12 protein-coding genes are annotated in these 12,960 nt (G+C 61.6%); 8 read left to right on the forward strand and 4 right to left on the reverse strand.

What is annotated here, in order from left to right; translation table 11 throughout:
* Window positions 1-8 precede the first annotated feature (8 nt).
* On the forward strand, window positions 9-956 hold the full coding sequence (locus PMI24_RS20445; protein WP_007957260.1) for a LysR substrate-binding domain-containing protein: 948 nt from the start codon (window positions 9-11) through the stop codon (window positions 954-956).
* A gap of 200 nt (window positions 957-1,156) precedes the next feature.
* Complete coding sequence (locus PMI24_RS20450; RefSeq protein ID WP_007957262.1) at window positions 1,157-1,564, forward strand: HPF/RaiA family ribosome-associated protein; 408 nt, start codon at window positions 1,157-1,159, stop codon at window positions 1,562-1,564.
* A gap of 71 nt (window positions 1,565-1,635) precedes the next feature.
* Here PMI24_RS20450 and fecA read toward each other — a convergent pair whose 3' ends face one another.
* The 3 genes from fecA to PMI24_RS20465 form a co-directional block, all read right to left on the reverse strand.
* Window positions 1,636-3,969, reverse strand: coding sequence for a TonB-dependent Fe(3+) dicitrate receptor FecA (gene fecA, locus PMI24_RS20455; RefSeq protein WP_007957263.1), 2,334 nt, complete (start codon window positions 3,967-3,969; stop codon window positions 1,636-1,638).
* Between the two features lie 135 nt (window positions 3,970-4,104).
* The gene (locus PMI24_RS20460) at window positions 4,105-5,034 is read right to left on the reverse strand and encodes a DUF4880 domain-containing protein (protein WP_045121826.1); all 930 of its coding nucleotides are present in this window, start codon (window positions 5,032-5,034) and stop codon (window positions 4,105-4,107) included.
* Window positions 5,031-5,519, reverse strand: coding sequence for a sigma-70 family RNA polymerase sigma factor (locus tag PMI24_RS20465; protein WP_007957265.1), 489 nt, complete (start codon window positions 5,517-5,519; stop codon window positions 5,031-5,033). Before PMI24_RS20465 ends, PMI24_RS20460 begins: the two co-directional genes overlap by 4 nt.
* Before the next feature lie 175 nt (window positions 5,520-5,694).
* Here PMI24_RS20465 and PMI24_RS20470 point away from each other — a divergent pair, with 175 nt between their 5' ends.
* The 6 genes from PMI24_RS20470 (at window position 5,695) to PMI24_RS20495 (ending at window position 11,998) form a co-directional block, all read left to right on the forward strand.
* Window positions 5,695-6,000, forward strand: coding sequence for a DUF3649 domain-containing protein (locus tag PMI24_RS20470; RefSeq protein ID WP_007957267.1), 306 nt, complete (start codon window positions 5,695-5,697; stop codon window positions 5,998-6,000).
* Complete coding sequence (locus tag PMI24_RS20475; protein ID WP_007957269.1) at window positions 5,997-7,583, forward strand: PepSY-associated TM helix domain-containing protein; 1,587 nt, start codon at window positions 5,997-5,999, stop codon at window positions 7,581-7,583. The genes PMI24_RS20470 and PMI24_RS20475 overlap by 4 nt, the downstream gene beginning before the upstream one ends.
* Window positions 7,584-7,910, forward strand: a complete 327-nt coding sequence (locus PMI24_RS20480) for a DUF3325 domain-containing protein (RefSeq protein ID WP_007957271.1) — start codon at window positions 7,584-7,586, stop codon at window positions 7,908-7,910.
* Between the two features lies 1 nt (window position 7,911).
* Entirely contained in the window at window positions 7,912-8,478 is a 567-nt protein-coding gene (locus PMI24_RS20485) for an RNA polymerase sigma factor (protein ID WP_007957274.1), read from the forward strand.
* Window positions 8,475-9,464, forward strand: a complete 990-nt coding sequence (locus PMI24_RS20490) for a FecR family protein (RefSeq protein ID WP_007957276.1) — start codon at window positions 8,475-8,477, stop codon at window positions 9,462-9,464. The genes PMI24_RS20485 and PMI24_RS20490 overlap by 4 nt, the downstream gene beginning before the upstream one ends.
* Window positions 9,465-9,568: 104 nt before the next feature.
* On the forward strand, window positions 9,569-11,998 hold the full coding sequence (locus tag PMI24_RS20495) for a TonB-dependent siderophore receptor (protein WP_007957278.1): 2,430 nt from the start codon (window positions 9,569-9,571) through the stop codon (window positions 11,996-11,998).
* Here the strand turns inward: PMI24_RS20495 and PMI24_RS20500 are convergent, their stop codons facing one another.
* Window positions 11,999-12,874: an AraC family transcriptional regulator gene (locus PMI24_RS20500; protein WP_007957281.1), complete on the reverse strand. Its 876-nt coding sequence runs from the start codon at window positions 12,872-12,874 to the stop codon at window positions 11,999-12,001.
* Window positions 12,875-12,960: the final 86 nt, after the last annotated feature.

The following is a 12,960-nucleotide window of genomic DNA, read 5'->3' on the forward strand; positions in this document are numbered from 1 at the left end:
ACTAAACAATGAGTCGTCAATTGCATGCCCAGACTTACGTCTGGCTGCAGGTGTTTTCCTGTGCCGCGCGGCACCTGTCATTCACCCGTTGTGCCGAAGAACTGCACATCACGCCGGGGGCGGTGAGTCAGCAAATCCGACAGCTGGAAGAGCGGCTGGGGTTTCGCCTGTTTCACCGCCGCGCGCGCGGTGTGGAGCTGAGCGCGGAAGGGCAGCGACTGGCGATCACGGTCAACGAGGCTTACGGCAGCATCGATGCGGAATTGCGTCGGCTGGATGCGGGGATGATCAGCGGGATTCTGCGGGTGCGTTCGATTCCGTCGTTCCTCAGCAAGTGGCTGACCCCGCGCCTGCCGCGCCTGCAACAGCGTTACCCGGACATCCAGTTGCGGTTGGTGGCCGAGGACAGCAGCGTGCCGTTGCATGAGGGGGATTTCGACCTGGCCATCGACCTGAACGACGGCAGCTATCCGGGACTGTTATCCACAGCCTTGCTCGACGAGCAGATTTTCCCGGTGTGCGCGCCGAACCTGTTGCGCGGACGCCCGCCGCTGCACGGGCCGGCGGATCTGGTGCATTTCCCGCTGTTGCACGACATCACCGCCTGGCGCGGCAGCTATGAATACGCGGAGTGGGAGTTTTATCTGAATGCCATCGGTTTCGAGGGCGCCGATGTGCGGCGCGGGCACACGTTCAATCGCAACCACCTGACCATCGAAGCGGCGATTGCCGGCATGGGCGTGGCGATTGCCCGGCGAACGTTGCTCAATGACGAGCTGGAGCGGGGGACGTTGATCGTGCCGTTCGGGATTTCGGTGCCCAATCACAAACGCTATGTATTGCTCTATGCGCCGGGGGCGTTGAGCCATCCGGGCGTGCGGGCGGTGCATGACTGGCTGGTGGAAGAGGCGGGGATTTTCCGCAGCCTGCACCCGTTGGGTGATGGCCAATTGTGAGCAGATTTTTCGGGGTGGCGGGGCGACCCAACTCCCGACCTTACCAGCGCTTTACTCGGTTGTCCGGCTTTTTTTGCGTATGAATATTTATCTTTTTTAAGGGGTTGAAATGTTCGTCCGGCGGGCCGATTGTTGTAATCAAGAGGTCACGAAATCCTGTTCCAGGCCTCTTGCGAGCTAGCTGAAATAAGGGATGAACTATGCAAATCCAAGTCAACAGCGACAACCATATTCAAAGCAGCAAACGACTGGAGGAGTGGGTACGCACCACAATTGAGAGCACGCTCGACCGTTATGAGGAAGACCTGACCCGTGTCGAAGTCCATCTGAGCGACGAGAACGGTGAAAAGCCGGGTCCCCATGACTTGCGCTGCCAACTGGAAGCGCGGCCGAAAGGCCATCAACCGATTTCCGTCACCCACAAAGCCGATTCGCTGGAACAGGCGATCGATGGTGCAGCCGAAAAACTGGAGCACGCGCTGGAGCACCTGTTTGGCAAACTGCGCGGCAAACCGCGAGCCGCTGTGGTGCCATTCACAAGCAAAGCCAATGACAAGCTATTGGCGGAAGAGTTTGACGAGAACGAACAGGCAGCGATCAACAGTTGATACGCTGATTTTCCAAGCCACCCAATGAGAAAGGGCCTGCAATTGCAGGCCCTTTCTGTTTTCAGCAGGGGTCAGAAAGCTACGGAGGTCTGCACGTATATCGTGCGCGGTTCACCGACATACTTGCCCTTGTTGTTGTCATCGAACGAACGGGTGAAGTACTGGGTGTTGAAGATGTTCTTCACCCCCACCGCGACGTTCAGGTCCGACAGCTGCGGGCCGAAGTCATAACCGGCACGGCTGCTGAACAGCATGTAGCCCGGGATCTTGCCGGTGCTGCCATCAGCGCTTTCTTTCGAGGTGTTGGCGTTGTCGGCGAACTGGTCGCTCTGGAAGCTGCTGTCCAGGTTCAGCTTCCACGGCCCGTCGGTGTAACCGACGCCGATCGTGCCTTTGTGTTTCGACGAGAACGGCACACGATTGCCCTTGTTCGGCCCGTCTTCGCGGATGGTCGCGTCAACATAAGCGTAAGTGGCGTAGACGTCGAAGCCGGCCAGCGCCGGGCTCAAGTCATCCAGCGCGTAATTGACGCTGGTCTCGATGCCCTGATGCCGGGTTTCGCCACGGGCGATCACCGAGTCGTTGGTCTGGTTGCTTTCGTACTGGTTGTCGAAGTTGATCAGGAACGCGCCGATCTCCGCTCGCAGTGCACCGTTGTCGTAGCGGGTGCCGACCTCCCAGGTGCGGGCCTTCTCCGGTTTCACTTCGCCGCTGCTGACGCGGTTGGGCATCTGACTGTATTGCACGCTGCCGAAGGAACCTTCGGTGTTGGCATACAGATTCCAGCTGTCGGTCAGGTGATACAGCACGTTCAACGCCGGCAGCGCGGTGTTGTAGTCGCCCTTGTATTTGACGTTGGTCAGGTTGTTGGTCTGCTGCGACTCGATCATCTCGTAGCGCACGCCCGGGGTGATCGTCCACTTGCCGATGTCGATCCGGTCATCAACGAAGAACGCATTCGCTTCGGTGCCGCCGCGAGTGTCGCGGTCATTGCGGCTGTTGGTGGTCGGATATTCATTGCTGGCGATCGGCGTGCGATAGCGCAATTCGTGGCCGGCTTCATTGATATAGCGATAGCCGACGCCGACTTCATGGCTGGTGGCGCCGAGGTCGAAGCCCTGGGCGAAGCGGGTTTCCAGACCGCGAACCCAATATTCGCGCGGTGACAGCGACAGGAACGTGCCCTGATCCAGATAACCGCTGCGCAGGGTCTTGGTGAAGAAGGTGTTGGCGGTGAACTCGCGGCGATCTTCCTGATAGCGATAGCCGAAATTGAACATCGTGCGACGGCCCCAGAACTGGTCCTTCGGCCGGGTCGACTGATACGGGTCGGCATCGTAGTCGGCGACATTCAGGCCGCCGGGCATGTCGGCCTTGCCTTCGTAATACTGGGCCATGGCGTTGAAACTGTTGGCCTCGTCGAGCTGGTATTTGCCCTTGAGGATCAGGTCGTCGATTTCCGTGTCGCTGTGCTCACGCCAGTCGCCACCGCGAGTGCCGGAATACAGCAACGCGCCGCCCAGACCATTGGCATTGGTGCCGCCGGCCAGCAGGTTGGCGCTGGTCTTGAAACCGTCATGGCTGGAAGAAGGACTGGTTTCAGTCTGGAAGCCGCCCTTGACGGTCGGCTCGTCCGGAATCGCCCGGGTCACGAAGTTGACCACGCCGCCGACGTTCTGCGGGCCGTAACGCACGGCACCGCCGCCACGCACCACGTCGACCGCATCCATGTTGCCCATGCTGATCGGCGCGAACGACAACTGCGGCTGACCGTAAGGCGCGAACGGCACGGGAATGCCGTCCATCAACACTGTCGAACGTGCGGCCAGGCGCGGGTTGAGACCGCGAATGCCGAAGTTCAGCGCCATGTCGTGGCTGCCGGTGCCGTTGTTTTCCGGGGCGTTGACGCCGGGAATGCGGTTGAGCACATCGCGGGCCTGGGTCGCGCCCTGGCGTTCGAACTCTTCGCGGCGGATCACGTCACGGGCACCGGGATGTTCGAAGACGTTGACCTGTGCGGCCTCACCCAACCAGTCGCCGACCACTTTCGAGGTGTCCAGCTCCAGTGCGTTGTCGTTCGACGGTTGCAGGCTGAAGGCATTTCCACCTTCGGCGCGAGCTTGCAGACCAGTGCCTTCGAGCAGTGCATTCAGACCTTGCTCCGCTGTGTAACTGCCTTCGAGGCCACGGCTTTGCACACCACTGGTAACCTGCGAGCCGAACGAAATCAGCACACCGGCTTCACGGCCGAACTGGTTGAGGGCGTTTTCCAGCGACGACGGGGCGATGTGGTAAGCCTTGGTTTCGGCAGCCAGCGCATGGGGCAGGGCGCTGAAGCTCAGGCTGGCGCCGAGGACGAGGTTGCGCAGGGTTCGGGCCAGCGGCGTGAGGCGGGTGGGTTGCATGGGGGACGGTCCTGAGAAGGTTGAATCAAGGGGGCTTTCCTTCTCTGTCACGCCAGATCTGAAAAACGGCTCATTTATTTTTGCAGGGGACGCGGAGCGTCCGGGGCTGCATTCCCACGCGGAGCGTGGGAACGATCAGGCTTTAGCTTCGACCGTCACCCAATAGCGAGTAAAACGCTTCACTTTCACCGGCAGGCTGATTTCCAGCAGATCGAGAATCCGCTCGCTGTCGTCCAGTGGATAAGTCCCTGAGATCAGCAAATCAGCGACTTTCGCATGGCAATTGAGCTGCCCGCGACGATAGCGACCCACTTCATCAAGGAAGTCGCCAAGACGCATGTGCGCCGCCACCAGCATGCCGTCGGCCCAGGCACCGCTGTTGGCGTCCAACGGTTTGGCGTCACTGATGGAGGTGGCGCTGAAACTCAGTTGTCGGGCGACCGGCAGCAACATCGGCGCGCGACCTTGGGCATTCAACTCGACCCGACCTTCAAACAGTGCGATCTGCGTGCGGTCGGCAAACTGCCGCACGTTTATTCGTGCGCCCTGGGTTTTCAGCACGCCTTGGGCGGTTTTTATTTCGAAGGATTGAGTAGCGGTTAGCAACATTTCGCCTTCGAGCAGACGGATCAAGCCGTCGCCCCGGACATCCGCCGCACTCGCGGTGTTGAGCTGCAACTGGCCGCCGGCGCCAAGCGATATTTTGCGGCGTTGACCAACCGGGCTGCGGTAATCGGCCAGCAGCGATGGCAACGGATTGTGCTCGCGCATCCCCCAGGTGACTGCCGAGCCGGCGCCGAAAATCAGCAACAACTTCAGCGCCTGACGACGGCTGCCGGACTTCGGCGCATTCAACGCGGCGTGGGCCAGTGGCGACGACAACCCGCGCAACCGCGAATTGACCCGCTGAATGTGATCCCACGCACGGCGATGTTCGCTGTGGGCGTCGATCCAATGTTGCCAGGCTTGTTGCTGGCGCGGGCTCAGTTGGCCCTGCTGCATTTCCAGCAACCAGTGCACCGCCTGTTCGGCGACCTGCGCGGAAAAATCCATCGGCGGATTCACAGGGCGAAGTAGCAGCGCATCGCCGCTTTATTCAGATGACGTTTGACCGTGGCCACGGAAATGCCCAGTTCGGCGGCGATCTGCGGATACGTCAGGCCATCGACCTGCGCCAGCAGAAATGCGCGTTTGACGGCGCGCGGCAGACCGTCGAGCAACTGATCCAGCTCCATCAGGGTTTGCAGGATGATGGCTTTCTCTTCTTCCGAAGGCGCAACCATTTCCGGCATCTGCGCGAGGGTGTCGAGGTAGGCGCGCTCCAGATCCTGGCGGCGGTAATGATTGAACAGCACACGCTTGGCCAGGGTGGTGAGGAATGCGCGCGGCTCGATGATCACCGGCGGCTCGCGGGCGGTCAGCACCCGGATGAAGGTGTCCTGAGCCAGATCGGCGGCGCTGTCCGGGCAGCCGAGTTTGCGCCGCAGCCAGCCGGTGAGCCAGCTGTGGTGGGCCTGATACAGCGATTCGACAGGATGGGCGGACGACAACGGCATTACTCCGGGCGCATGCGGGATGCGTTAGAGAACAAGAATGGTTCGCATTGTAGGGTTGCGAGTGCGCGCCGGCAATCAGACTCTTTTGCGTATGAGAATATTTATCATTAATATTGCTCGCCTGTCGTTCGGCGTGTTGGCCGGGCGTTAACCGTTTCAGGGTCGAAACATGAAAGCCAAACTCGCCGCTCTTCCCATGTCCTATCGTCTCGCCGTCACTTCGCGGGTGCTCGCGGCGGTGTTCGGCGGCTATCTGGTCGCGGCTTTGGCCAGTGTCACGCTGACCCTGTGGCTGCCGCTGAACCGCGCCGAAGCGGTGGTGACCGGCATGACCGTTTCGTTTCTGGTGTATCTGGTGGCGGTGCTCTGGTGTTTCGCCTGTCGCACGGCGTGGTCGGCGTGGGTCGGTTTGCTGGTGCCGAGCGTGATCCTGGCGACCGTTTCCGGGGCTGCGCGCGGTCTGGGGCTGGCATGAAAGAGGGCTTCCGTCAGGCGATGGCCTGGCTGCATACGTGGACCGGGCTGGTCTTCGGCTGGCTGTTGTTCGCGATTTTCCTGACCGGGACCCTGGCCTATTTCAAGGATGAAACCACTCACTGGATGCAACCGGAAATCCACGCCCATCCATTGAATGCCGAAAAAAGCCTGACGCTGGCCCAGCAGTATCTGCAACAAAATGCCCCCGACGCTTCGCGCTGGATCATTGGCCTGCCCGACGCCCGCGATCCCGGTCTGAGCGTGGGCTGGCAGCAGACGCCAGCCAATCCGGGCGAGCGCGGCGCATTCACCCGCAAGACCCTCGATGCGCAAACCGGTGCCGAAGCGCAGCCCCGGAAAAGCATGGGCGGCGAGTTTTTTTACCGCTTCCATTTCCAGCTGCAAATGCCTTATCCGTGGGGCCGCTGGCTCTCGACCCTTGCCGCGATGGTGATGTTCGTCGCGCTGATCACCGGGATCATCACCCACAAGAAAATCTTCAAGGACTTCTTCACCTTCCGCCCGCGCAAGGGCCAGCGTTCGTGGCTCGACGGGCATAACGCGGTGGGTGTGCTGGTGCTGCCGTTTCATCTGATGATCACCTACAGCAGCCTGGTGATCTTCATGTCGATGGTGATGCCGGCGAGCATTCTGGCTTCGTACGGCAACAACGTCCGGGCGTTTTACGACGAGGTTTTTCCCGAATCCAGCATTCCTGAACGTGCCAATCAACCGGCGACACTGGCACCGCTGGCGCCCCTGTTGCTGGCGGCCAGCGAGCAATGGTCGGGCGGGCGCGTCGGGCGTATCAGCGTGAACAATCCGGGCGACGCCAACGCCTCGGTGGTGATGTCCCGCGCGGGCTCCGACCGTGTGGTGAATTCCGACAGCGCCCTGACCTTCAGCGGTGTCAGCGGGCAAGTCATCGGTACAACGCCCGATCAGCCTATGGCGATGGCGGTTGCTGGCAGTTTCTACGGTTTGCACATGGGCCACTTTGCCGGGCCGGTGCTGCGTTGGCTGTATTTCATCTGCGGTCTGGCGGGCACGGCGATGATCGGCACCGGGCTGGTGATCTGGCTCGGCAAGCGTCAGCTCAAACACGCCAAGACCGGTGTGATGCCTTTCGAATTGCGGCTGGTTGAAGTGCTGAACATTGCCAGCATGGCCGGACTGGTGGCAGCGGTCGCCGTGTTCTTCTGGGCCAATCGTCTGCTGCCGGTGAGTCTGGCAGGACGTGACGACTGGGAAGTGAACGCGTTTTTCATCGCTTGGGGCTTGAGCGTGGTGCACGCCATGTTGCGGCCGGGACGCAAAGCCTGGGTCGAACAGTTGTCGCTGGGGGCTGCACTGTTTGTCGCAGTGCCGCTTCTTAACGGTTTGACCTCCCCGTATCACCTCGGCGTGACAGTGCCCGAAGGCGACTGGGCCCTGGCCGGTTTCGACTTGACGTGTCTGGGTAGCGGCCTATTCCTCGCCTGGGCCGCCCGGAAAATGCAGCGCGCCGGGCTCACCGTCAACGTGAAAAAACCAGCCCGCGAAAAGGCCCGGCCGATCACCCTTGAGCAAGGGACGAACTGAATGCTGCTGGCGCTATTGCTCTGCTATTCCGCATTCACGGCTCTGTGCCTGGCGATGCCTCGGCATCACGAGGAACTGCTGGGCCACAAACCTTCGGCTCGCCGTCGGCAGGGTCTGAAACTCGCAGGCTGGCTGTTGCTGGGGCTGTCGCTCTGGGCGGCGGTTTCCATGAAAGGCTGGAGCTTCGGCCTGGTCGACTGGTGCGCGGTGTTGATGCTCAGCGCGCTGACTCTGGTGCTGCTGTTGCCCTATCGCCCACGCCTGGCATTGACCATGGCCGGACTGAGCCTGCTCGCCAGTCCGGTCGCTGCGTGGGCCTTGAACTGACATGTTGATCGGCCATCCTCCCGAGCATCGCGACGGCGAACCCCATGGCGCCCGTGCGCATTTTCTTCAGGTGTTCCTGTCCCAGCGTTCGCAGATGGAAGCGCTGGTGAGCCGGCGCGTCGGTTGCCGGGCGACGGCGGCGGATCTGGTGCAGGATCTGTTCCTGCGGTTCTGGCGTCGGCCGCTGGTGCAGGTCGAAGAACTCAGCACTTATCTGTTGCGCTGCGCCGGCAATATCGCCATCGATCATTTGCGCAGCGAAGGCGCGCGGGTGCGGGTCAACGAAGGCTGGCAACCGGACGAGCCGGACAGCAGCGCCAGCGAACCGCAGGCGGCGCTCGAAGCGGGCAACGATTTGCGCCATGTCGAAGCGGCGTTGCGAGCGCTGCCCGAGCGCACACGGCAGATTTTTTTGCTCAATCGCATCCACGGGCGCAAGTACGCCGAGATCGCCAAAGCCATGGGCCTGTCCCAAAGCGCCGTGGAAAAACATATGATGCGCGCCCTCGAGGCCTGCAAGGCCAGCCTGCGCGAACCCGCGCCACGCCTGCCAGGGAAAGCACCGTGAACAACACCGACCGCGTCATCCCGACGCCCGCTCAGGAACAGGCCGCTTTCGCCTGGCTGAGCCTGCTGCACGACCGCCCGAGCACCGGTGATCAACTGACGTTCAGTCAATGGCTGCACGCTGACCCGGCCCACGCCGAGGCCTACGCCCAGGCGCAAGTGGTGTGGGAATTGAGCGAAGGGCCGGCGCGCACCTTGGCCGACGAAGACGCGCTGGCGTTGCAGGGATTGCTCAATGCGATGGACCGGCCGCGTCGTCCACAGATCCGGCGTTGGGCCGGCGCGCTGGCGATGGCGGCCTGCCTGTTGTTGATGATCAGCCTCGGCAGTGGTTGGCAGCCGCAGCGCTGGATCGATGATCTGGGCGCCGATTACGTGTCGGCCCCGGGCGAGATCCGCACCGTGACACTTGCCGATCAGTCGCAGGTGACGCTGGACGCCGACAGCGCCATCGCCGTGGATTTCAGTCACGGCGAGCGACATGTGCAATTGCGCCGAGGCGCCGGATTTTTCAGCGTGACTCACACGGGCGATCCTTTTGTGGTCGAGGCCGAGAAGGGGCAGGCGCGGGTGCTCGGCACTCAGTTCGAAGTGCGCCTGCAACCTCATGGCGCACAAGTCACCGTGTTGTCCGGGCGCGTTGGCGTGACGGCGGCGCGTGATGCCAAGCAGCAGATTCTCACCGCCGGCCAGCAAGTGGCGTACGGCGCAGGCACTGCGGAAAAACTGCATGCCGTGGACAGCGAAGCGCAACTGGCGTGGCGCCAGGGCTGGCTGACTTACTACAAGTCGACACTGGCCGATGTGGTGCAGGATCTGCGGCGTTATTACCCGGGACGGATCGTGTTGCTCAACGACGAACTGGGCGCGCGCAAGGTCAGTGGCAGCTTTCCGAGCAAGGATCTGCAAGCGGTGTTGAATTCCCTGCAAGGGGTGTTGGGATTCGAGCAGCATCAGGTCTTGGGCAAACTGATCATCCTGCGCTGAAAATATTTTCAACTTTGTGGTGAGGTAAACCCGGACGCCATCCGTGTAGTGACTGAAACTGCGAGTCATTCGCATCCGTTGCGGTTCTACACAGGTCATGAGCAATGAAGTCCAGGGCAAAATCGGGTTCGGTCAAACAGTGGTTAGGCGTTTCGGCCTTGAGTTTTTCGGCATTGGCCCTGTTGCCGATGAGCGTGGCGCTGGCCGCTGAATCCGTCAGCAGTCAGCCACAAAAGCAGTTCAGTTTTTCCCTGGCCGCCAAGCCGTTGCCTCAGGCCCTGAGCGACTTCAGCCGCGTCACCGGGCAGAGCGTGGTCTACACCGATGAAGCGCCTTACGGCCTGACCGCACCTGCGATCAACGGCCAGATGAGTGCCGAGCAAGCGCTGCAACGTCTGCTCACCGGCTCCGGCCTGACCTTCCGCCGCACCGACAGCCACACCCTGGCGCTAGAACCGCAACCGACTGCAGGCGCTCTGAACCTCGGCGCGACCACCATCACTTCGGTGGTCAACCAGCCGATGAGTTACCAGCCACCGGAAACCAGTTCGGTGATGCGCTCCTCCGCTTCGCTTCAGGAAATCCCCCAGACCGTCAACGTGATTCCGGCCCAGGTCATTCGCGATCAGGCACCGCGTAATCTCGATGACGCATTGGCCAACGTCAGCGGCATTACCCAGGGCAACACCTTGGGCAGCACCCAGGATTCGGTGATGACCCGCGGCTTCGGCGACAACCGCAACGGCTCCATCATGCGTGACGGCATGCCGGTGGTGCAGGGCCGTGGCATGAACGCGACCGTGGATCGTGTCGAAGTGCTCAAAGGCCCGGCCTCGCTGTTGTACGGGATTCAGGACCCGGGTGGCGTGGTCAACATGGTCAGCAAGAAGCCCGAACTGACCCAGTACAACGCGCTGACCCTGCGCGGTTCGACTTACGGCGACGGCAAGAATGGCAGCGGCGGCTCGTTCGACAGCACCGGTGCGCTGGGGGATTCCGGCCTCGCGTATCGCATGGTGCTGGACCACGAAGACGAAGATTACTGGCGCAACTTCGGCACTCATCGCGAAACCCTGATCGCGCCGTCGCTGGCCTGGTATGGCGAGCGCACCAAGCTGCTGTTCGCTTACGAGCATCGCGAATTCCTGACCCCATTCGATCGTGGAACCCTGATCGATCCTCGCACCAACCATCCGCTGGACATCTCGCGCAACGAGCGTCTCGACGAGAAATTCAACGACATGGAAGGGCGCTCGGACCTCTATCACTTCGAGGCCGACCATGAACTCAACGATGACTGGAAAGCCCATTTCGGCTACAGCTGGAACCGCGAAACCTACGATGCCAGCCAGGTCCGCGTAACCGCGATCGACACCAAAAAAGGCACCCTGACCCGCAGCATGGACGGCACCCAGGGCGCGATCAGCACCGACCGTTTCACCACCGCCAGCCTCGAAGGCAAGGTCAACGTGCTGGGCATGCAGCATGATGTGGTGTTCGGCGTCGACGACGAGTACCGCAAGATCTACCGCGCCGACCTGATCCGCCAGAAAAGCCTGAGCACCTTCAGCTACGTCAACCCGGTCTACGGCCGCGAAGTCGAAGGCACCACGGTCAGCGCCGCCGATAGTGCGCAGACCGACGAACTGCGCAGCGATTCGGTATTCCTGCAGGACTCGATCCACCTCAATGACCAGTGGATTCTGGTGGCCGGCGGGCGGTTCCAGGAGTACGACCAGTACGCCGGCAAAGGCGTACCGTTCAAGGCCAACACCGACAGCAACGGCCAGAAGTGGGTACCGCGCGCCGGTCTGGTGTATCGCTACACCGACGCGTTGTCGTTCTACGGCAGCTACACCGAATCGTTCAAACCCAACTCGACCATCGCCCCGCTCAGCGGCAGCAGCACCGTGCTCGACGGCAGCATCGCGCCGGAAGAGGCCAAGTCCTGGGAGCTGGGCGCACGCCTCGACATTCCGGGGCGTGTTACCGGCAACATCGCGCTGTTCGACATCAAGAAACGCAACGTGCTGGTGGCCAACGCCGAAGGCCCGACCACGATCTACAGCGCCGCCGGCGAAGTGCGTTCCCGTGGTCTGGAAGTCGATCTGACCGGCCAGCTCAGCGACCGCTGGAGCATGATCGGCAGCTACGCCTACACCGACGCCGAGGTCACGGAAGATCCGGACTACAAAGGCAACAAGCTGCAGAACGTGGCGAAGAATACCGGCTCGTTGTCGGCGGTCTACGACTTCGGCAGCGTGGTCGGCGGCGATCAACTTCGGGTCGGCGCCGGCGCGCGGTATGTCGGTGAACGAGCGGGTAACGCGGTGAATGATTTCGATCTGCCGAGCTACACCGTGGCCGATGCGTTTGCCACTTACGACACCAAGGTTGAAGGGCAGAAGGTCAAGTTCCAGCTCAACGTGAAGAACCTGTTCGACCGCACTTACTACACCTCGGCGGCGAGCCGGTTCTTCGTGTCGATGGGCGATTCGCGGCAGATTTCGTTGTCGAGCACGCTGGAGTTCTGATCAGCGTAAAAACGCCTGGCGATACTCGCCGGGCGTTCCCCCCAGCACTTGGCGAAAGCGGTTGGTGAAGTGGCTGGCACTGGCAAATCCGCACGCCAGGGCAATCTCCCCCAACGGCAACGCCGTGCCCCGCAACAATTCCCGCGCCCGGCTCAAACGCCGTGCCAGCACATATTGATGCGGCGGCAGACCGAAGCTCACCCGGAACATCCGCGCAAAGTGGTATTCCGACAACGCACACAACCCGGCCAGTTGCCCGAGGCTGATCGGCTCGGCCAATTGGCTGTCGATGAACTCCACCAGTTGCCGGCGCTGGTGCGGTGCCAATCCACCTTTCAGACGCAAGCCCTGACGCACGCCGACCTGGCTCAACAGGGTATGGCTGATCAATTCGTGGGCCAAGCTGCTGGTCAGCAAGCGCTCGGCAGGCTCGTCCCAGTTCAAGGTCAGTAGCTGGCGAAACCGTTGGGCCTGTTGCGGGTCTTCCAGAAAGGTCTGTTCGCGCAGCTGCATTTCCCGAGGCTCGCGATCCAGCAGCGTGACGCAACCCAAGGCAAATTGTTCGGCGCTGAAATACAGGTGGGCCAGACGAATATCACCGTTGATGACCCAGCCTGATTCGTGGTCGGCCGGCAGGATGCACAACTTGTCCGGGCCGCCCTTGTGGCCGGGTTCGCCACGGCGGAAGGTGCCGGTGCCGCCGGCGATGTAGCAGGAGAGGGTGTGATGGCTCGGCGCTTCGTATTCCTGGGCGTCATGGTGATTGGTCCACAAAGCTGCAGACAGGCCGTCACCCAACTCGGCGCTGTGCACAAGGCGTGCATTGGGCGAATTGTTGAGGGCTTGGAAGACTTGCAGGGTATCGATGGCGGCCATGATCGGTTCTCTTCAACGCCTTGCATCCTACTCCGTAGATTTCGCGCTGCCAGCCTGCGCGCCGACAAAAGCGCAAGTTTATGCAA

Source organism: Pseudomonas sp. GM25 (assembly GCF_000282255.1).
Classification (GTDB): domain Bacteria; phylum Pseudomonadota; class Gammaproteobacteria; order Pseudomonadales; family Pseudomonadaceae; genus Aquipseudomonas; species Aquipseudomonas aphyarum.